This is a genomic window from Cohnella sp. AR92 (assembly GCF_003990975.1).
Taxonomy (GTDB): Bacteria; Bacillota; Bacilli; order Paenibacillales; family Paenibacillaceae; genus Cohnella.
In genome coordinates this window covers 27,041-47,461 of the sequence record NZ_RZJR01000014.1, presented here as the reverse complement: position 1 = coordinate 47,461, position 20,421 = coordinate 27,041, and the positions used below count along the sequence as shown (strand labels likewise).

At 46.6% G+C, this 20,421-nt stretch carries 20 protein-coding genes; all 20 read left to right on the top strand.

Annotated features, from left to right (window positions below; genetic code table 11):
* The first annotated feature begins 54 nt into the window (after positions 1-54).
* The 20 genes from ELR57_RS22030 to ELR57_RS21940 all read left to right on the top strand — a co-directional run bounded on the left by ELR57_RS22030 (position 55) and on the right by ELR57_RS21940 (position 20,365).
* Positions 55-1,425: a hypothetical protein gene (locus ELR57_RS22030; protein ID WP_158630126.1), complete on the top strand. Its 1,371-nt coding sequence runs from the start codon at positions 55-57 to the stop codon at positions 1,423-1,425.
* Positions 1,426-1,493: 68 nt separating this feature from the next.
* A complete protein-coding gene (locus tag ELR57_RS22025) occupies positions 1,494-2,669 on the top strand; it encodes an AlbA family DNA-binding domain-containing protein (RefSeq protein ID WP_126961248.1) in 1,176 nt (391 codons plus the stop codon).
* 137 nt (positions 2,670-2,806) lie between these two features.
* Positions 2,807-4,273 carry a hypothetical protein gene (locus ELR57_RS22020; protein WP_126961247.1) on the top strand — a complete coding sequence of 489 codons (1,467 nt, stop codon included), beginning with the start codon at positions 2,807-2,809 and terminating at the stop codon, positions 4,271-4,273.
* A gap of 163 nt (positions 4,274-4,436) precedes the next feature.
* Entirely contained in the window at positions 4,437-5,192 is a 756-nt protein-coding gene (locus tag ELR57_RS22015) for a type II toxin-antitoxin system PemK/MazF family toxin (protein ID WP_158630125.1), read from the top strand.
* A gap of 366 nt (positions 5,193-5,558) precedes the next feature.
* Positions 5,559-6,716: a DNA polymerase III subunit beta gene (dnaN, locus tag ELR57_RS22010; protein WP_158630124.1), complete on the top strand. Its 1,158-nt coding sequence runs from the start codon at positions 5,559-5,561 to the stop codon at positions 6,714-6,716.
* A 75-nt stretch (positions 6,717-6,791) separates the two neighbouring features.
* A complete protein-coding gene (locus ELR57_RS22005) occupies positions 6,792-7,223 on the top strand; it encodes a DUF4258 domain-containing protein (protein WP_126961244.1) in 432 nt (143 codons plus the stop codon).
* 160 nt (positions 7,224-7,383) lie between these two features.
* Positions 7,384-7,746 carry a hypothetical protein gene (locus ELR57_RS22000; RefSeq protein WP_126961243.1) on the top strand — a complete coding sequence of 121 codons (363 nt, stop codon included), beginning with the start codon at positions 7,384-7,386 and terminating at the stop codon, positions 7,744-7,746.
* A gap of 91 nt (positions 7,747-7,837) precedes the next feature.
* The gene (locus ELR57_RS21995) at positions 7,838-8,071 is read left to right on the top strand and encodes a hypothetical protein (protein ID WP_126961242.1); all 234 of its coding nucleotides are present in this window, start codon (positions 7,838-7,840) and stop codon (positions 8,069-8,071) included.
* Between the two features lie 114 nt (positions 8,072-8,185).
* Entirely contained in the window at positions 8,186-9,478 is a 1,293-nt protein-coding gene (locus ELR57_RS21990; RefSeq protein ID WP_202866426.1) for a phosphoadenosine phosphosulfate reductase domain-containing protein, read from the top strand.
* Between the two features lie 22 nt (positions 9,479-9,500).
* On the top strand, positions 9,501-10,664 hold the full coding sequence (locus ELR57_RS21985) for a GAF domain-containing protein (protein ID WP_126961241.1): 1,164 nt from the start codon (positions 9,501-9,503) through the stop codon (positions 10,662-10,664).
* A gap of 252 nt (positions 10,665-10,916) precedes the next feature.
* Positions 10,917-11,078 carry a hypothetical protein gene (locus ELR57_RS27945; RefSeq protein ID WP_158630123.1) on the top strand — a complete coding sequence of 54 codons (162 nt, stop codon included), beginning with the start codon at positions 10,917-10,919 and terminating at the stop codon, positions 11,076-11,078.
* Between the two features lie 59 nt (positions 11,079-11,137).
* Complete coding sequence (locus ELR57_RS21980; protein WP_126961240.1) at positions 11,138-11,419, top strand: hypothetical protein; 282 nt, start codon at positions 11,138-11,140, stop codon at positions 11,417-11,419.
* A gap of 119 nt (positions 11,420-11,538) precedes the next feature.
* Complete coding sequence (locus ELR57_RS21975; RefSeq protein ID WP_126961239.1) at positions 11,539-11,724, top strand: hypothetical protein; 186 nt, start codon at positions 11,539-11,541, stop codon at positions 11,722-11,724.
* Entirely contained in the window at positions 11,699-13,225 is a 1,527-nt protein-coding gene (locus ELR57_RS21970) for a serine/threonine protein kinase (protein ID WP_126961238.1), read from the top strand. Before ELR57_RS21975 ends, ELR57_RS21970 begins: the two co-directional genes overlap by 26 nt.
* Before the next feature lie 757 nt (positions 13,226-13,982).
* Positions 13,983-15,374, top strand: coding sequence for a DUF3854 domain-containing protein (locus ELR57_RS21965; RefSeq protein WP_158630122.1), 1,392 nt, complete (start codon positions 13,983-13,985; stop codon positions 15,372-15,374).
* A gap of 79 nt (positions 15,375-15,453) precedes the next feature.
* Positions 15,454-15,672, top strand: a complete 219-nt coding sequence (locus ELR57_RS21960) for a hypothetical protein (protein ID WP_126961236.1) — start codon at positions 15,454-15,456, stop codon at positions 15,670-15,672.
* A 95-nt stretch (positions 15,673-15,767) separates the two neighbouring features.
* Positions 15,768-17,591 carry a DNA cytosine methyltransferase gene (locus tag ELR57_RS21955; RefSeq protein WP_126961235.1) on the top strand — a complete coding sequence of 608 codons (1,824 nt, stop codon included), beginning with the start codon at positions 15,768-15,770 and terminating at the stop codon, positions 17,589-17,591.
* A 98-nt stretch (positions 17,592-17,689) separates the two neighbouring features.
* Entirely contained in the window at positions 17,690-18,484 is a 795-nt protein-coding gene (locus ELR57_RS21950) for a hypothetical protein (protein WP_126961234.1), read from the top strand.
* Between the two features lie 442 nt (positions 18,485-18,926).
* Complete coding sequence (locus ELR57_RS21945) at positions 18,927-19,331, top strand: hypothetical protein (RefSeq protein ID WP_126961233.1); 405 nt, start codon at positions 18,927-18,929, stop codon at positions 19,329-19,331.
* The gene (locus ELR57_RS21940; RefSeq protein WP_126961232.1) at positions 19,319-20,365 is read left to right on the top strand and encodes a DUF6094 domain-containing protein; all 1,047 of its coding nucleotides are present in this window, start codon (positions 19,319-19,321) and stop codon (positions 20,363-20,365) included. Before ELR57_RS21945 ends, ELR57_RS21940 begins: the two co-directional genes overlap by 13 nt.
* Positions 20,366-20,421: the final 56 nt, after the last annotated feature.

Here is a 20,421-nt window from a genome sequence, read left to right as displayed (position 1 = left end):
TGAGTTCTCATGCTAGACTTGAAGGAACGGAATGAGGGAGAGAGGGTTGGCGTAGTGACGCAACTGCATGTCGTTTTATCATTTGTTTCTATCTGCAGCGGATGTGGCCGAAGAACTGAACAAACGATCAAAGACTTCGGCAGGAGAGATTTGAACGAGCTGGAGCAATTGATGGGGGAGCAGGATGTTACGGTCACGCCGATCGTGTGTCCCAAGTGTGGATTCTCTAACCTGCCGACTATCATGAAACTGTTCGATAAGCTACAGGGCCGAGTCATATCAGAAGCGAAGATCGGCGCTGATGTCCCGGTGATCGATGATGCGGGGCAAGCCGGCTATGTGAATACGCGCACGGAAGAAGAACAAGCGGAGATTGACCGCGGGGTTGCAAAATGGGTGGAGTATATTGCCGACCATTCGGATTCGTTTTGGCAGCAGTTTGAAGCGCATGCGCACGAGCATTGGACAGGAATTATTGTAGAGTTGACCAAACAGGACTTTGAGGAAGCGTACGGCACCCTTTCCTTGACGACACTCGGGCCTCAGGCGACCGTGTCAAAGTACCGGAGGGATGTGGAGGCTAAGATCGTCTCTGAGGCTTCTAGGCGGTCATTCTGGCGGGCAGCTAATCAGCGCATGTATCAACACCTGGTTGAGATTGGGATCGAAGCCTGGGACGTGAAGAACGCCATTAAGCTGTATGGCCGGGAGCGGGTCCGTTTTCTGATCCTTCAACTGCCTATTCCGGAGGAACTTGAAGGGATACGCTCACAAGCTATCGGGGAGCTCGTGAAAAAAGAGAGCGGCGACCAGGCTTTTCTGTATCGAAGAATCAAGCAGCTATCTTCCCGCTTAGATAAATCGTTGGTGTCGTCGAATCGCTATCACCAGCAAAGCATGGATCTGCAGGACAAGCTTGCCGCGGCGTACCGGACCATTGAACAACTGGAAGCGGAGCGGGTGGAAGCCTTCCGTCCGGATACGAGTCAAACCTCAAAGATTGAGCGTCTCAAAGGTCTAATAACGGAGCTGAAGACGGAAAATAAGCGATTGAACAGCCTGCTGCCGGTTGAAGAAATACCGACGCCTCCGATTGAAGAGAATGTAGTGACCATTCCGCAAGTGGATCCTAGTGAAGAGGCCTCACTGGTTGAAGGGAAGACGATCGGCGTTTTAGGCGGTTGGCCGCGACAAGCAGACGCTCGATATGAATCATGCACATTGATGTTGCACGACGCTAGGCGCCTAGATCCTGCTTTCTATGCAATTCTGCGAGCCGCGGATGCCATCATTGTTTGGACTGAATTTATTTCGCATGAGGCCATGTGGGAGATCAAAGAATGGGCAGCCGATCGCGACATTCCAGTAAATTATTTGAGAGGAATGAACCTGGAGAGGGCATTGAGAGAGATTCGTTTGTCTTAGTTAGGAATGAAGCAGCTCACATTTGTTGCCGGAATCTACCAAATTGAAAAAAGGAGAATGGTTTCTGCATGAGACTATTTGGCAAAGCAACATCTGACTTGGACAAGAACGACATCGATCGCCTGATCGACAACCAGGTTTCCGAATCGATCGAATTGGATTACAAGGCTGAACTTCCCATCTTAAATGACGCTGGAAAGAAAGAACTGCTGGCGGATATCGTCGCGATGGCCAATACGGCAGGCGGGCTTCTCCTCTTTGGGCTGAAGGAAGCGAAAGAAGATGGGAAGAATGCCGGCTATCCAGCGGAAGTCACGGCCATGAAGGATCCCGAGGGAAAGCCGGTGAATGTGGAGCAACTTAAACAGTCGTTGGATCAAATTATTCGCGACGGTATCGATCCGCGGCTGCCTGGAATTACCTTTAAAGAGATTTCATATGACGCAGATCGCTTTGTCTTCATCATAGATGTTCCACGTAGCCTGCAGGCGCCGCATATGGTAACCGCTAGAAATGACGCCAAGTTCTATGCCCGGGCCAATACCGGAAAATTTCAGATGGATGTGAGACAAATTAGAGATGCCATGTTGCAAATGAATGACTGGTTAAGCGCAGCTGAAGAATTCCGGCATAACCGGAATCGTGAATTTTTATTTCTTAATAACACTCCTTCAGTGACTCTTCATTTAGTGCCGCTAGGTAGACGAGATTTTATTGATCTGAACAAGCAACTGCACAATTTCAAAGGGTTACTACCAGAAGATAGATACAATCTAACCAGGACAACGTACAACCTAGAAGGCATTATTCAAACGATAAATGAATCGGCTTGGCATTATCAGCTCTTTCGAGACGGAAAGATGGAAGCGCGGGATCCGTTGATCTTCGAAAAAGACAGCGATAACGACTGGGCCTTAAAAGTGGGGGACATTTCACTATGTGCGATGCGAATGCTATACCACTTCATGAAGATAGTTCAGCACTACCAGATCTCTCCTCCATTCGCTGTCTTCATGAGCGTTTTACACATGCATGGCTCATATGCAGTTTCACCTGTTCGTGGTAGAGTCCGTTTTGCTGGTGGGAGAAATCATACCTTTTTCCATGGGATTCTTATCGAAGATGCGGACACGAACATCGAAGAAAAGATGCATCCACTCTTCGACATCCTATATCAAGCGTGCGGGTATTCGGAATGCACCGATTACGACGAACATGGGTATAAATGGGCTTACAAAGAATAAGATGCCCGGATACTGAATGGCTGTTTGATGAAATAAATAGTCTCAGATAGAAACGGAATATGGTATAATTAGGATGGGCGGAGGACGCAGAGTAATTGGCGTTCTCTGTCCTTTTTTTGTTGCGAAAGGGGATAAATATGAGGCAAACGATCATTATTGGCACAGGGAACGAATCCTTGGACGAACTTATAAAGTCAGATATGGAAGAGGCTAATATTGGGACCGTCGTTGCGACGGTAACTACAAGAAACTCGCTTGTTAAGCGGTTCATGGAAACGGAAGCGACCTTGATTTTCATCGGTGAAGAACTAGTTGGTGATGAAGGTACCGACGAAGAATGGGAGCGGATTATCGAGGAGATGAAGCGGATTAGTCTGCAGCTTCGAATCGTCTATTTCTGCCAGCGCCCGGCGGACGATCTCTTTTTGACGAAGCTAACGACGCAGTTCGTATTTGATATCTTCAATGATGGCCAGCTGCCGGCAAGTTACTTGGAGCAACTCACGAGTCCTCCTGTATTTAAAAACATCGAGAAGTTCCGCGGGAAGGTCGGAGAGGCTGCGAAGCAAATCGCGGAAAAGTCCAAAGAGCAGCGTGCAGAGGAAATCATCAGCCAGGGGATCAGTAACGAAAAGAAAGAGAAGGTGAAGGATAAGGAAAGGGAAAAAGAGCCAAAAACCAAGGTCATAACTCAGGTTGTGGAGCGTGAGAAGCTTGTTCATGTTTATGAGCAGATGTACATTCAACCACAGCTCATTGCAGTTGCTTCTGCCTTCCCGGGGGCTGGCTCTTCGATATTAATACGTATGCTAGCTGAGTACTTAAACAATCTAAGCCTAAAGGTAGGCGTCTGTGAATCCCCCTATGCACCTTATTCGTGGTTTGAGCTCATTCATGGGGCCAAACTGCTCATAGAATCGGATCAGGGAGCCAGCTGGAAGAGCTGGCATCGGCAGATCCTTGAAGAGGAATCGGTAACCCGCGGCTCAGAGCTTACCGCAAATGGTGTTGGATACATGGTAAGACATCTTGATGAGCTGCTAGATTCGTGGGATATCATGCATACCGCGCACCTTGTAGGATTCGGAAGGCATTATCCGATTCTCTTTTACGATCTGAGTACCGGGCTTGCAGATGAACGCGAAAGGATCATTCTTAAACAGGCAAACCAAGTCATCTTGGTAAGCGGATATGACCCACTCCGGGTAAACAGAGAGCATAAGGCATATGAAGAAACGCTTCGAATGATCCGCGACAAAGTAATCGTAGTGGCTAATAAGTCGACTTCCTGGCTTCATAAAGAAAATGAGGAGGGGTTCAAGCGAGCGTATGGTGTGAATCATGTTCACCAGCTACCGGTCATTCCATCCCTTCCCGATATTTACATGAGCGGGGAGTCCTTCTGGCAAAGCGCTTTTATTAAGGGCGATGTACGTGAACAAATAAAGTCTGTCTTTGAGGATATCGCTGCGGAGCTTCTTACAGAGGATTTGGTCAAAAAGCTTATGCCGAAGGAGAGCAAAGGGTTCTTTAAGAAGCTTGCTGGGGGATTCCGAAAGGAGAGAGCGCATTCTTCTGCCGAGTTAGATGATAGCCCTGCTTGAGAGGTAAACTGAGTCTTGTCATTCACAGAATCAAGGAGTATCTTAAACGAGGGAACGACTAAGTGCTGCATGTTCTGGGTGATTTCTCCTTCGCCCAACATCCTTACAGAAGAAGCTTAAGCGAAACCTTTCAATATGTTCTAATCAACGAAAGATGGTGACCGTGTTGTTCCGCATCAATAAACGCGATGTTAAAAGAGAAGTTGATCGGCTTGGCGCCAATAAGAAGACCTTAAAAGGTCTGACAGTCTCTCCTGTGGCTAATGCGTATAAACAAGCGGTCTGGAACTTAACGGACACTTTACAAGATGCTGATGCCTATTCATTGGCTCAATGGCTGGTTCATGTCGAGCGGTGGATCGATGATCGTGGGAAGAATATAACGGCAACATACAACCGTGGAGAAATTCTCTTTGTCGAATTTGGCGCGATGAATTATGGTTACGAGCCTTCTTATGAACACCCCGCTATCGTCCTAGCAAACGCATTTAATACTATTCTGGTTGCTCCCTGCAGCTCACAGACGTTCGGAAAAGGGCACCGGAACGTCATTGATATTACGGTAACTGAAGCAACCGGATTAACCAACAATACTGGAATTGGGATAGGAGGGGCACGATGGATCAGCAAAAACCGTGTCCTAAACCGGGCCGGAAAGGTTACCAATCCGGTCATATTGGATAAGTTGGATGAGTTCTTGTTGAACAATTTGCATTTCTATCAGGTTGTTTTGGCTCATCACGAGAATGAAGTATATAATTTAAATAGAGAGAAGAAAGTTGTAGAAGATGAGCTCGAAACGATGAAAGAACTACTAATTTCAGTAGAAGACCTAATCTCACGTTTTTCGCCCGAACTCCTGCAGCAGTTTAAAGCTATCGCCGCGAGTGCCAAGGAGAAATCGGAAAAGAATAATTGACATACATAAGGTTCTGATGTAATATGTGTATACCTAATAGCAATGAATCGTCTATGAAGCGGATGCCTCTGAAAAGAGGGTCCGCTTCTTTCGTTATAAAACAAGCAAGCCTGAACTTTCCATGTGCTGCCGTTTACTCTAGACCCCCCAGCACTATGATTGCCATAATAAAAGCAACCATGTTAAAATATAGAGGTATTATTTCCCTTTGATTAGCACTTGCTAATCTTTACCTCGAAGATAAAAGCCCTAGTGGCGGATTGAATTCCTTGGGATAGCTTTGTCTATTTCATGAGAGGACTCCGACACGGGGCTTTTTTTGCGTGCACGGGAATTAATACAACAACTTTGAAGGAGATGAAGTTCATGGCAACAGCTGTAAAAACGAAGAGTGGAATCAAAATCGTAGTGAAGGATCCGAGTAGGTTTAAAGACAAGGTAGTTCAAGTTGCTGATGCTTGTCCTGACTCCAACGCGCTCCCCTTACTCACGTGTATGAAGATCGAAGTCAGGGCTGGGAGCGTGGTTTTCACAGGCGGCGATGGCATTAACACCATTTGTGTCGGAGAACAAGATGTCGTTGAAGCAGATCAAGATGCGTCATTTGTCGTACCAGCTGCACTATTCTCTTCAATCATCAAAAAGCTGCCGGCTGGCAAGGTCGAACTCACGAAAAAGGATGGGGAGTCGCTCCTTATTAAAGCGGGGTCAGCTAAATTCGATCTTTCGCTATTTAATGGGGATGAGTTCCCGCAAATCCCAACTGACAAAAACGTGGAGAGCGAGTTCAAAATTCCTGCTTCTTCGCTCGTTGCTGGACTTAAGAGTACCATGTACGCGGCAGCGGAGGAATCCAAGCAGGAATCTAAGAACATGCCCGTGCTAACAGGTGTGAATATGGAAATGGCGGCAGGAGAGACGAACCTGAAATTTACGGGTACCGATCGAAACCGGCTTTCCCGCTTCCTTGTGGAAGGCATCCAGGCTCAGCCTTTTAGGCAAACGATTGCTGTATCTTCCTGCAAGGAGATCGTCAAGATCATCGACTCGGTTCAGCAGGAAGTGAAGGTGACGGTCACGCAATCGGTTATTTCGATAACAGGACCTGGCTTCATGATCGTTTCCAAGTTTCTAGAAGGAAACTATCCGGATACGGATAAAGTCATCCCGCGGAAATTTGAAATGGAAGTTGTCCTGGAACGGGAAAAGCTGCTTGCGGTGCTTACACGTACAAGTGTGTTTGCAAAGACCAAGAAGATGGGGATCTTCACCCTAAAGGACGATCAGATGTCCATTTTCAGCAAGACAGAAATTGGGCAGGTGGCGGAGGGCTTGGATTGTCAGACGGTCGGAAAAGAAATGCGATTGGGGCTTGATGTCTTCTTTTTGATCGACGCGATCAAAGCGGTCGATCACAAGGAGATTCGCCTATCGTTCACGAGTCCGACGACACCAGTTGCCATCCGGCCGGATAACGAAACTAATAAAGTGATCGGTGTCATTATTCCAATTAGGCTTAACTGACACCAGAACGCATAAGAGGAGCTCTTCCACATGGAGGGGCTCTTTTTTATTACAACACGGGAGGAGTGAAGCGGGATGAAATGCGAAAATGAAGAGTTATGTAGATCGATCTCGGAGGAAAAGTTCGCTCGTATGGAGCCCCATCTGGCTGCTGCCGCTAGACGATTGGAGCGGTTTAGGCAAGCCTATGAGAACGGGGAGGCGGATCTTGCTTTTGACGAACATGCCTCTTTTCGTGAAGTATGGCGTGCTTTTTCAGAGACTCATATCCTTGAAGCCCTAATGAACGGAGAAATCATTGAATGTCGGAAGCGGGATGGCGAGTACGGGTTCTTGATTTGGTACAACGTGAAAATCGGACGTGGTCAATATCGTCCGATGCATGTTCCAGTCGTGATGCCTGTCGCCAATCCTAATTACTTGGTGGTCGTAACAGTATATGACCCGCGTTCAAAAGAGTGGCAATGGACCGACAACTATACGAGGCGAATTTGCAGGTGCAATTAATTAATGCACGTGCAAAAATTATAGAAGTTCGGTATAATGAGCGTACAAACCGTTTGAAGGGGTGGGAGCCATGCAAAAGAAATCAGCTGGCCGGCCGAAGTCCGACAATCCGCGTACGTTCGATCTACCGAAGATTCGATTAACTCGGGAGGAACGAAGAATGATCGAACTGAAAGCAACTCTCTTTAACAGAGGGAATATGGCAGAATACATTCGAGACGTCGCGCTCAATGATAATCGATCGCCAAAACCGCTGCCTGCGTGCCGCTGCGGCAATACCGCGCTTCATATCGTCTACATTGACGAGGAACGCACGGTCAACGTCGGCAGTGAAGACCGCTTGTTAACCCTTAAAGGGGTTCCGCGCAGCTATTGCGATCAATGTGGTCGAACGCTGGGAGACTTACGACTGGCGGCGAAGATCGAAACGGTGCTTGATGACGAAATCTTATGGAGATTAAATAGACGGGAGATCATTCCGGAACAACTGGAATTTGAATCGCTTCTCTCCGTAACGCATTAACCAAGTAGAAAGGGCCTGCTCCGGCAGCGCCCTTTTTCTATTTCATAAAAGTGTTGTTAGTGTAGATGATTATTTCCCTGGAGGGTTTGATATGGACAATATTTGGTTAGCAGCAATGGTAAGAGAAATAAGAATCTGCTGCCAAGTCGATAGCTACGAAATCAAGGGTGATACCATGAGATTTTGTGTGGATGAAGGCGACATCGAACATTACATTGAGGAGTACGCGATTGAGCAGGAGGAGATCGAGGGCGTGACGTACAACGTCATCAACCTTCGTGAACTCCATCGTCGGCTGAGTGAGGGGGTCGGTCTAAGTGACTGAGAGAAGCTAATCTGTCAATATAACGAAACCGTATGAATCGCTTCTCTCCGTTACCCATTAACCGAAAGGGCCTGCTTAAGCAGTGCCTTTTTTTATTTAAGGAGGAAGGTTAGAGTGACCGATACCTTTACTCGCCAGTCATTCGATTTCGAGACTGGCGCATGTGTTGATATCCCGGAAGTGGTACGAGACGCCGATTGCAGCATACTGACCCCGGTGCAGTTTGGAAACCCGGTGCAGCCTATTTATGGACAGGGAGTTTCGATTGTTCCGCGGTTTAAGGGACGCCGAGAATCGGAGCATGACCAGACGCATTACTTGGACGCTCTGCTTCCGCTTGAGGATTACGACAAGGTCATCGTCTTTTTTAGCTCCGGTAAGGACAGTTTAGGATGTGTTCTCCATCTGCTTGAACTCGGTGTACCCAGAGAGAAGATTGAACTTTGGCACCATCTTATCGATCACGGTTCAGATAAGAAGATGGATCATCCCGTAACACTCCCTTATACAAAGGCTGTCGCTGAAGCACTTGGAATCCGGCTTCGTTTGAGTTGGAGAGAGGGCGGCTTCTGGTCGGAGGTATATCGGCTAGGATCGACGGCACCGGTCGTATTTGAAGACGAGGACGGCCATAAAACCGTTGAACCAAAAGCATGGCGGCGATCGCAGGAATTAAAAGCGATGATGGAACAGGCGGAAATAGAAGGAAATGGGGATTTACTGCAGAAATGTTTTATGGAGTTAAAGAAGATCGGGTACCGGATGAAGTTCCCGGCAAAAGGCGCGGATCTATCGACTCGCTATTGCTCGGCTTACCTGAAGATCATGGTAGGGGATACCATGATCGCTCACTCCGCGGGCACGAAGAAAGACTGCAAGCTCCTCCTGGTGAGCGGAGAGAGACGCGGAGAGAGCCATAACCGCCGGCGGTATAACGAAGTCGAGATACATGGAACAAATGCGGAAAGAAGGAACAGACGGACCGTGCATCAATGGAGGCCACTTATTGACTGGTCACTCCGAGATGTATGGGAGATCATCAAGAGGTACCGAATGAACCCAAGTCCTCTTTATTCGGTTGGGATGAATCGAGTATCCTGCGCGCTCTGTATCTTTAATGGGCCAAGCCATTGGGCAGGCATCAAGGAGCTGTATGGAAGCGGGGAAGGGAGCATGTTTAACCAAATTGTAGAGGCTGAACGCGAGCTGGGGTTCACACTCGATAACAAGGTGAACATCAATACGTTTGTTGGGGATGCGGTGAGCTGTATCAACCGCACCAACCAACGTGCGCTAGCTCAAGTGATGAAGGGCGAATTCAGCCCAGAAGAGGTCTTCTTGCCGGACGGACAAACCTGGGAGTTTCCTGCAGGCGCGTTCCGTGGTGGCGATGGGGGACCGTGTTAACAAGCGTAGGAGGTGCAGATAGATGGCTGAACAGCCGCGTGATACAGCAGAAGAGATGATTGGTAACGGGTCCTATAATCCGATGCTCGAGACGGCAAGAGAAACAGGACTTAAAAGAGGCCTCAAGTGGGTCGTGAACTTCGTGTTTGCCCTAATCCACTTTATCGTCAATATCCCTGTCCTATTGATTACTCTCGTCGGGGCGGGAGAAACGGTGTATAAGTGGGTTTGGGATCCTGACTATTCAACCCACGTCAACTGGCATTGGATTCTGTATGTGTGGGTAGGTTGGATTCTCTTTTACCACTTGGTTCGCAAGACCATGCACAACATGGTCTCCAAAGAGGTCGAGCTTATCTGGGCAGCGAACTTTATTGGGAAAATAAAGAATCGATTTTACTCTTTCGAGTATGCTCAGCAAGCCACGACGAAGTTGGAGGAATACGTGGATGCTCAAATGAAGGAGCGGGAGCGGGAACTAATCCGAATGATCACTGTTCTGGAGGATACGGTTAAACGCCTAGACGAAGCTTCTGATTTTCCGCTCGAAGTGATCCAGTCGCTAACCCGAATTGTTGGATTCTTTTCGGAAGCTGTATTGCTTCGGAATACGCAGAATCCTCGATATTCATTCGAGAACGTAATGGATCATCTGATCAGTGAGATGACGTGCATCGAGCAGCTGCACGGTCTTGTTCACCAGGCCTCGATTATGCTTGTTGATAGTTCCAATAGCAATTTGCGCATTGTCGGTTCGTACAATCTGCATGAGAACGTTCGTAGGACACGGGTAATTCCGATCGGAGAGAGGTTCGCCGGCAAGGTTGTGCAGCAGGGGAATGTGGTTTGGCTTAACGACCTCACCTCGGATGAGGCGCAGCTATACGGATACAATCCTGAACATGCCAAGAGCCTGCCGTACGCAGCTGTGATGGGGCACCCGATCCATGTTATTGGGGATGCCTACATACCGATTGGTGTCATTGTTTTGCATTTCAAGGACAAGCCTACGTTCACAGAGTACGAACGTTCCTACATCACGAATACGATAATCCTATACGCGCAAATGATAACCGCGTTTATGCGACTAATTCCGGAACATCAATTTTTGCATTTTAATCGATACCTCGGGGGGGCAGAGCATGAAGCTGCTGCAGCATCTCAAACATCTGCGGTTGAGGAGTAAAGGATCGAATAGGAACCTTCCGATCGTGATTTACCGATTGAGGGAATACCCATTGAAACCAAAGAAAGATTCATCGGCTCAAAAGGTTATTCATTATACGGAGGAACGCCTAGCTAGAATGGGCATTCATCGTTAAGACATTCCGAAAATCACCTAACATGGACCATCATGTTGGGTGATTTTTTAATTTTATCGTGCTATAATCAAATTGTACCAGAAAGTTCCCAAATGCTCCGTAAGGTGGTGAGTTTCATGGCTTTCTTCAAGAGAAAAGCGGATCGAGATCGCAAGCCGGCTAGCCTCATCGTTTATAAACCGGGTTTTCAGCATGTGGTAGACAAGAAAAGGCATGAGCTTGCTAAACAAACCTTGACCCGTGTTGATCAAAAGATGGAAAAGTTAGGCCTAAGATAAGACCTGTTGCGGATATAGCAGCGGGTCTTATTTGTTTTCCTTTAGTAGGGGGCGAATAAATGAACTACCGAGACTATAAACAAATTAAACAGGGGCAATACCAAAGCGTTGGCATGCTTGGTGAATTTTTTGTTTATGAGGTGCTTACGGGCATTGCAGATGTTCCTGAGTATTATCAAATTACTAAAAATGAGTTTGAAACTTTTGAACAGTGGCAGAATAATGATTCCTTTATCGTTGGTAAGATTAAGAATAGAAAATGTATTTGTAGCGGTTATAGAGGTCATGCAGACAGCAAGATGGAGGATTTACTATCAGATGAGGAACTTCTAAAAGCATAATCCAAATAAGCACGGATAGAGAGTAGATCTTTTTGGTCGAAATTCAACAATGAAGAATGACAGAGCCTTCAATAAATATTTACTTGCCGTTACACTACGCAATGAGGAGCTGGGCATCAGTGGGGGATTCAAAGAGCAATGTCATACGGGGGAGATTCCGGTTAGGAGAAGAGGCATTTCCCTCATCGAAAGAAATTCGTGAGAACATCGAGAGGGAATTGAATCAGATATTTAAGAAGTACGAGAAGGATAGTAAAAATGAAGGAATGAAAGAAGAGATTGACCGAAAAAAAGAATATGATTGAGATAAAACCGGTTGCGTTTGAAGCGCCGGTTTTTTATTTTGTCCGATCCGACCGATGCTTAGAGAATTACTCTATTTATTGCTTTCGCGGATTGGTTTATATTGGGCAAAAGTGTAAAATTGGAAGTATAAACGTCGAAAATAGAGGTGCAGCAATGACGGAATGGCACGAAAAATACAATGGTCACCGAATTAACGGAGGATCGTTCGGGGTTATATATGAGGTTGAGGGAATGCCGAATGTTGTTATAAAGGCGCTGAATCCGGATCCTGACCTAGGCAGCGCAGAAGATCGACGACGAATGCAACGCGAGATCGCCATACTAAATCAACTTAACGGAAGCCCAAATATCATTCCAATCACCGATTATGAGATTGAAGCGGTATGTCCGTGGTACATGATGCCGAAAGCGACAATGAACTTGTCCGATTATGTGGAACAACATGGTCAACTGGATGAAGAAGTTACAATTACGCTGACCATGCAGATACTGACCGGGTTGCAAGCAGCTCATGAAATCAGTATTTTGCATCGGGATTTAGGGCCGCACAACATTTTGCTATTCCAGAGGCCGGATGCCCCTCTTCCTGACGTTTGGGTTGCCGATTTTGGACTTGGTCGGGATCATAAGCGAAATTCCAAAGCATTAACGAGATCGGTCGATACTCATCTTGGGCACGCCTCGTTTATTTCTCCGGAACAATATGAGGCATTGGCAAATGCGAATATTCAATCCGATATTTATTCGGTTGGTGCGCTTATGACCTACATGGTCACAGGGAAGGATCCGCTTCGAACGCGTATAGAGTCTGGTCTATTAGATATAACTCTTGAACTGATGCAGCAGAATCCAAAGAGACGTCCGGCCGATACGCAAGCGGTGTTTACGATGTTGGAACAATATCTTCGAATTCGTAACCCGCAGCGGATTCGGAGCAGCATTCAAGAGATCGGCTTTGAGTTTCAAGTAAAGCGGACATTGACGCATGAACAAGTCGTGGACTTGTCTGACTACCTTACGAAAAACAATCGGATTTATACCGGGGGAAATCAAGGCGATCTGACGTATGATACCTACTTTGAGCCGCTCTTAAATCTGCCTCCTGGTCTTGTTCTGACGTGGGCCCAAGACTATGCCTCTCCTGAAAATGTGGAGACCTTTTTGGATCGCTTCGAGGAGCAACTAGAGCAGATTGCTTACCAAACACGCTGGACGTTTCGATCTATGTATTTTATTTGCGATTTCATAATGTCCTTGTTCGATATTGACAAGGTAAAAGGAAGAATTACCTCATTGGTGGCTTATGCATATTCGAGAGGCTTTGGTGAAGCAAGCATTAGTCTGAATCGAATCGTCATAGGTCGATATGAAGACAATGATGTCGTCATTAAGATAGCGAGAGCACTCGCCAAATATGCAGATAGAGACAATATGAAGTCTTTTATGGATGACAAGAGTAGTAGCGTTAGACATGCTGCTTTTATGGATGCTTATCTATAACTCTGCATGGATCAGTTTGATTGATCATATGGAGTGCACATTCAACGGATATGGAGGGAACATTAAATCTATGGATCAGGATAAACAATTGAAAATATTAGGGCCAGTCTTTGCATTCCTTATCGTTATACTATTCTTAATTGAATGGCTGATCCTATTCCCTCTACGACTTGTTCTACAGCGAAAGTACCGGCTAAACAATCAATTCGCTTTTAGTTTTAACAAGAGTGAAAATAAGTGGTACTTGAACCATTCTCCTATATGCATATTTAGTTGGACATCATCTAAGAAGTTTAGGGAAGATCGGAAAGAAGCCATTAGAAAATATCGTGCAAGCTTTCCTGATCGAGAATTATATTCTAAAACAATGACCCTTCATGAATTATATAAAGAAGAGGGACTTCAAGGAAAACAAATTGAGCTAACCGGGTTTATTGTTATTGCTTCATATGCGGGTGTATACTTAAACCTTCGAAACCTCTTTCATGGAAAAACAATAAGGCTTATCAAAAGGGTATACTCGTCACCTGTTTTAGAATACCGGCTGTTATAGTTCGCTCATATGATTGATTTTCCAAAAAATCTGTTTTACTATTAGAGAGTAACCTTTACTTTGATCGACCATGTGTTGATCTTTACCTCGAAGAATTGAAACCCTATGGGTGGATGTATGTCGGCATAGCTATGCTATGGCTGCATCTTCTACTCATAGGGTTTTTTGCGTTCTATCAAAAATCCGGAAGGGAAGATGTATGTTATGCCGAGAATTAGCCAGGATACAATGAACCGAATTGAGGAACTGGATTTAGCGGAATTTGCGACATTGCTAGGGGATCAACTGACAAGAGAAGGACGTCACTATTATACGTATCGTAATGATGGTGAGAATACTCCTAGTCTTTGCATCACCCCGAGTAAACGCATGTGGACTGCTTTTGGCTCAACGGAAGGTGGACGGGACGCGATTAGCTACTATGCTTATCGCAAGTTCAACAACCCCTACCCGACCGGTGAGAAGTTTATTGAAGCGGTTGAAGGTGTTGCTGAAATCGCCGGCATCGAGATTGAGTACGAAGGTGGCCAGAAGTGGACGCCGGCCGGTTTTACAGGACAACCGAAAGTGAAGAATGCACCTCCGGCGCCGCCTGAGAGCCCGAAAAAGGATAATCCAATCCTTAATCAGTTTAATAGGCGTGTGATGGAGGAATTCCCGCTTCAGCTTGAGCACGTTAACCATTTTAAAGAAAAGCGGAAACTGAACGATCGGCAGATCCAAGCCCGGCAATATCGGTCTTTGACTGAAAATAAACAGGCGAGGTATTCTGTCACGAACAAGATCATGAAGGAATTAGGGGAGCCGGAGGGTATTCCTGGATTCATGTTCTTGAAAGGGAAACAAGCGAATTACTGGACCTTGGGTGGCCGACCAGGCATTTTGCTCCCGTTTCGCGACATTTTCAACCATGTGCATGGGTTCCAGCTTCGTTATGACAACCCGCAGGTTGAAGTCGTTGTAAAAGGGAAGGGCAGCTACCATGTACAGGGATCCGACGAAATTAAGGTAGTGGACAAGGAGACTGGCAGCATCATTTGGGAAGGCAAGGAAGAGCAACTTCCACAGGTCCTTCCTGGCCCTGTTGTCATCCTCTCCAAGCGACGCTGGTATGGCTGGCTTGCTTCCAGTCCCGCTCCGGAGAGAGGAATCCTCAAAGGAACAAGCAGCGACCCAGCTCCATATCACTGTGCCGTTCCTACATCAGTGCTGGAGAGATGGCGCCCAGGGCAAAGCATCAAAGAAGTCATGGACACATCCACGGTCTGGTGGGGAGAAGGCCCGATTAAAGGTGATATTGCAGCCGACTTCACGGAAGAACCACACCTGCAGGCAGCGGGAGTCAGCTCATGGCGCATCTTACTTGAACCGACCCTTGAGCTTAAACCGAAGCGTGTCATCTTAGGGTTTGATGCTGATGCTCAAACCAAAGAGGACAGCGTTGGTAAAGCGGTCCTGAATTGCATCAAAGGAGCAAAGCCGATCTTGAATGAACATGGGATCGAACTTGCGATTTATGTCTGGCCGGAGGAAGCGGGGAAGGGAATCGATGATCTCTTTAATAATGGATTCAAAGGTCATCTCTTCCCAATTTGACCCGTTATGAAGCGCAGAAAAGCCGCGGATAACTCCGTGGCTTTTCTCATCTTAAACGAAAGAAGGATGAAAAACGAGTATGGATGGACAAGAGGAGTTTTTATATCAGATCGCTACTCCTGGCAACGGCCAGTTAATTACAAAGGGCGAATTGGAACAAAAATATGTAATTAGCGGATATGAAGAACGAGAATGCGTTAGAGACGAACTGTATGGGCAACCGAAGCTCGTTGGGTTTTCGGGGCCAATGTGGAACGGACGGAAGAACGGCATTCCGGTTATCCGCTATGAGTCCTAATTGTTAGGGAGAGAGTTCGTATAAATAGATGAGGCTAAAGGTCACGCCAATGGGCGCGGCCTTTTTTCATTTTAAACACTTGGGAGGAATTGAAAATGGGAGCAGCAGTTCTCGAAGATAAGCTAAAGGTAGATTTTAATATCGAATCCTTAAAGACAGAGTATACAGTATTGCATCTATGCGGCGGGATCGGCGGAGGCACAATTGGATTTAACGGCGCGCGCAGCGAATTCATGGGCAAGGTCGGTAGGTTTAGAACCCTTTGCTCAATTGACGTTGATCCAATCGCCTGTAAAAACTATGAGACTATTACCGGAAGTAAGGCCGTTCAAATGGACTTGTTCTCCCGGCAACAATACATCGATTTCTTTGGGAAGGAGCCCCCGGACACCTGGCGGGAGATGACACCGGCAGATATTTTAGATGCCTGTGATGGGATCTGTCCGGATGTCGTCTTCACGAGCCCCCCTTGTAAGGGGTTTAGCGGCCTGCTACCCGAAAAATCGGCGAAATCGAAAAAGTACCAGGCGTTAAATTTATTGACCATCCGAAGTATCGAGCTTTGTCTCGAGGCGTTTGCAGATGACCTGCCTTCGCTTATCCTCCTGGAGAATGTTCCGCGTATTCAAACGCGGGGAAAAGACATTCTCGAGAAGATTAAGAAGCTGCTAAGAAAGGCTGGATATGCAGTTAGCGATGAAAATCACGACTGTGGGGAGCTCGGTGGGCTCGGCCAGCATCGCAGACGATATCTGCTGATCGCTCGGAATGAGCAGAAACTCAATTCATTCGTTTATAAGCCGGCCAAGCGAAAGCTGCGGACCATTGGAGACGTGCTTAAGCATATGCCGCTTCCCGGGGATACTCAGCTCGGCGGGCCTTTGCATAAGCTTCCGAATCTTGAATGGAAGACTTGGGTTCGTCTCGGACTCATCCCGGCAGGCGGAGATTGGCGCGACCTGAATCAGCTTGATTGGTGGAACTATCGCATTACATATGAACCAAGAGGAGCGGGAGCGTACGGAGTTCAAGATTGGAACCGGACAGGGAATACGGTAATCGGAAATGCCCGCATTAGTGGGAGCAGCGCCGGCGCCGCGGTTTCCGATCCACGTTTGGCAATTAATGCTGACGGAAAGGCAAACCTATATCGCATTGTCCGCTACGACAAAACAGCTCAGTGCATCACGGGTGCAGTTGGTCCAAGCAACGGTGCAATATGTGTTGCGGATCCCCGGGTGCTTGAGCGGGAAAACCGTCATCCTGGTGTGTATAGCCTCTCCAAGGAAGACAAGCCAGCGCCGTGCTTCACAGGAACCCGTTTCGGAAGCGGAGCGATCGTTTTCGCGGATCCGAGGGTTCAAACGGAACTTCATCCGGACTGCTACGGCATTCAAGATTGGGAAAAGCCGTCGAAAACGATCCGTGCTTCTTCTCGAATCATGCAGTGTGCAAGCAGCATTTCTGATCCACGACTGAATTGTTCCCCGCGAGCGGGTACAATGGGGGTTATGGATTGGGAGCAGACGGCAGGGACAGTCATCGGCTCCAGCGATATTCATGCTGGTGCAGCGGCTATCTCCGATCCGCGCATTCCTGATGATAATGAACGTGGTGTGTATGTCATCGTTGCTGAAGATGAAACATGGCACCGACCGCTGACGACAGCTGAACTTGCATGGCTACAAGATTTCCCACTCACTCTGCCTGATGGGCGCCCGTTCCAACTGGAAGGATGCTCGGACTCGATGGCCAGAATGTACGTGGGCAACGCAGTTCCAGCATCGGCAGCGAGGGCTATGGCGGAAGTCATGCTTTTCGCTTTAATGTCTGGAACACTTGGATACTTCATGCTTTCGCATGCTCAAGTATGGGTGAGCCCAGAACAAACGGTTGAAGAGACTTATATGATTCATTAATTTAGAGGCTTCACGAAAAGGTTACTGGGAAACCAGTAGCCTTTTTTTATTGTATAATATTGTAATGTACATCAACCAAGGAGAACTAGAGGTGAAATATGAATTTAAGGAAGATATTATCCCGGGTTTTAATTAATAAAAGAAGTACAGATACAGAACGAGAAATAATGCTGTTTGTAGATCAAATCAAAAAGGAATATTCAATAGTAGGACCTATGAATGTCAAATTTTCTGATGAGTTACCAATCAACAAGGGAGACGCAAATTTTGGAGACAAGGAATGCATTGTCAATATAGGCATAAAGGGAAAAAGAGCAAGAAATAGAGAAATCAGCGAACTATCGGAAAGTGAGTGGATAACACTAAAAAATACAATTGTTCACGAGTTAAGACATGTTAAGAATAGAGAAGAGTTAACTCAAGATACGCGAGAAAAGATATATAATAATCGATTTTCTTTACCGTATTTTGCGATGCAACTGATAGATGAATATGACGCGTATAAAAGTGCGGATGAAAAATATAGTCAGGCAAGCATCGGATCAACAGAGAGTGAATTACAAAGAGCAATGAAACAATGGCTTAATAAACAACTTATTATGCTGAGCGGTTTTAATGATATAACTCGATACAATCATTTCTATGATAATTGCACAGCAATTATCGTGCATAGCATTAGAAATATTAATTTCCCATCCATACCTGAGACTTATAGTGGATATAATGAAATGTGTAGAAAGATTATTGATATAATGCATGAATATTACTCTGAAATGCCTCTAAGTTATGATAAATACGAGGAAGCAGGAAGAAGATTGTGGAATGCGATTTTAATAATGGTTCCAAATGATCTAATAAATATTTTTAAAAAGAATGTAGGTATTAGATTTTAAAAAAAGCTACGCGGAGACGCACTCTAACATTTTATCGTAAACTAGTCCCCTGTTTTCCACATAGGCAAAAAGAGTGCCATATGCTATCATAAAGACGAAATTATATTTTCTGCTCTAAGATGAGCTTGTTCTCGAAGCGTAAATCCCTATTTGGGAGGAATCACAAACTTCACTATAGGTCTGCCTATATTGAAGGAGGATCCCGCGAGAACAAGCTCTTTTTTGCGTTCTTAGGGCAACGAAATCCAACTGTTGAGAACCTTATGGGTTCACCGCAGCTGGATTTTTTTATTTTCTGGAGGAGGTGAGTGATTGAGCAGCAAGTTGAAGGCAGACCTATCATGCGAGAGCAAGAAGGTAGTGATCAACGGTAGGCATATCGGCTATATCGTTGGAGATTAAGAATGCGGCATGACCATCAAACCCATTGGAGGAAAGATCAATGAAAATTGTGAACAGGATTGTATTCTACGGGGCTATATTGTCAATTGGAATTTGGCTTATGAGCCTGAACGAAACCATTCGTAATCTGTACGGGGCGAGTATGATCATCATGATCCTTAGGTTGACGCTCCCGACGCTGGTCTTGAATTACCGAATGAGGAAGGCTGAACGTAATATTGAATTTAACTACTGCCCAAGCAATGATAGGCGTTGGGTGAGAGGATTGTTCTATGCTATCGCTGCCGGCTTACTCTTGGCATGCTTCAATGACCAGCTGTTTATTCCTTTGGCGTGCGCCGTTATCATCATTCTTTCGCTTCTCTACTTACCGCTCATTTTGCGCGGGTACATGTGGGAAGAAGAGACGGATGAAGGGATGGAGGTCTCTGTATGGCACGCTTAGCATCTGAATCGAAAGGCGGGTTTTATGCCACTCCGATAGACGAGCTGCAGCTGCTGTGCAAGCGAATCCGTCTGCGGTATCAAGGCGAAGAAGCGCAAGGCGCCGGCGAGGTTCGGATCATCGATCCCTGCTGCGGTGAAGGGGAAGCGCTCAATATGCTTGCTATTTCCCTTCAAGAGCAGGGGGCTGACGTGAAGAGCTATGGCGTAGAGCTCGAGCAAACACGGTATGAGAAGGCGCGGCAAGTGATCGATCATGTCATCCTAGATGGCTACGAATTCTTGCGTACGCAGCCCATGTTTTCGCTCCTATGGCTGAATCCACCTTACCAGGAGGGGTTTAGTGAGAGGACGGAACTGACGTTTCTTCGCGCGCTATCCTCTGTGAAACACGGCCTGCTGCAGAAAGATGGCTTGCTGATGTTCTGCATCCCTCAGTATGTGGTGAGGGATTCGGCAGCCGTTTTAAGCGGGCGTTTCCGCAACATTAGGGTCTACCGGTTTACCGATGACAACTACGATGTATTTAAGCAGGTAGTCGTCATTGCTAACCTGGGCAAGGCGAGCGGGGAGGATAGCAAGAAGAACTACAAATGGCTTCGATCGATCGGAGAAGGCGAGAAGGATATGCTTCCTACGCTTGCCGATATCGATGAAGACATCGTAGTGGACATTTCGGAAGGGGAGCTTGGCTTCTACCGGGCAGGCAAAATGAACCCCGAAGAATTGGCTCGTGACTTGGCGGCATCACCATTGTTCGATGAGCTGAATAAGCGCATGTTATCGAAGAACATGGCCGCGAGCATGAAGCGTCCGATGCTTCCGCTCAAGCCCACACATATGGGGGTTGCAATCGCGAGCGGCGCCGTTGGGGGAAACATGGGGACGCACATCGTCGCCGGGATCACCAAAAGGCGCAAGGACGTATCGGATATTTTCAATGATGACGGGTTCAAAACCGGGGAGAAGGTAACCGAGTTCTTTCAAAGTATCGTTCGGGTGTTTACGCCTGATACGGTTTGCGATTTGGAATAGGAAATAGGAGGAGGCTTATAGCTTCCTCCTTTTTATTTCTAAGTGAGGATGAAGCT

Bases quoted from the DNA above. Each gene is read 5' to 3' on its own strand.
- ELR57_RS22025 (WP_126961248.1), top strand. From the start codon at position 1,494: ATGAGACTATTTGGCAAAGCAACATCTGACTTGGACAAGAACGACATC.
- ELR57_RS22020 (WP_126961247.1), top strand. From the start codon at position 2,807: ATGAGGCAAACGATCATTATTGGCACAGGGAACGAATCCTTGGACGAA.
- dnaN (WP_158630124.1), top strand. From the start codon at position 5,559: ATGGCAACAGCTGTAAAAACGAAGAGTGGAATCAAAATCGTAGTGAAG.
- ELR57_RS22005 (WP_126961244.1), top strand. From the start codon at position 6,792: ATGAAATGCGAAAATGAAGAGTTATGTAGATCGATCTCGGAGGAAAAG.
- ELR57_RS22000 (WP_126961243.1), top strand. From the start codon at position 7,384: ATGATCGAACTGAAAGCAACTCTCTTTAACAGAGGGAATATGGCAGAA.
- ELR57_RS21995 (WP_126961242.1), top strand. From the start codon at position 7,838: ATGGACAATATTTGGTTAGCAGCAATGGTAAGAGAAATAAGAATCTGC.
- ELR57_RS21985 (WP_126961241.1), top strand. From the start codon at position 9,501: ATGGCTGAACAGCCGCGTGATACAGCAGAAGAGATGATTGGTAACGGG.
- ELR57_RS27945 (WP_158630123.1), top strand. From the start codon at position 10,917: ATGGCTTTCTTCAAGAGAAAAGCGGATCGAGATCGCAAGCCGGCTAGC.
- ELR57_RS21980 (WP_126961240.1), top strand. From the start codon at position 11,138: ATGAACTACCGAGACTATAAACAAATTAAACAGGGGCAATACCAAAGC.
- ELR57_RS21965 (WP_158630122.1), top strand. From the start codon at position 13,983: ATGCCGAGAATTAGCCAGGATACAATGAACCGAATTGAGGAACTGGAT.
- ELR57_RS21960 (WP_126961236.1), top strand. From the start codon at position 15,454: ATGGATGGACAAGAGGAGTTTTTATATCAGATCGCTACTCCTGGCAAC.
- ELR57_RS21955 (WP_126961235.1), top strand. From the start codon at position 15,768: ATGGGAGCAGCAGTTCTCGAAGATAAGCTAAAGGTAGATTTTAATATC.
- ELR57_RS21950 (WP_126961234.1), top strand. From the start codon at position 17,690: ATGAATTTAAGGAAGATATTATCCCGGGTTTTAATTAATAAAAGAAGT.
- ELR57_RS21945 (WP_126961233.1), top strand. From the start codon at position 18,927: ATGAAAATTGTGAACAGGATTGTATTCTACGGGGCTATATTGTCAATT.
- ELR57_RS21940 (WP_126961232.1), top strand. From the start codon at position 19,319: ATGGCACGCTTAGCATCTGAATCGAAAGGCGGGTTTTATGCCACTCCG.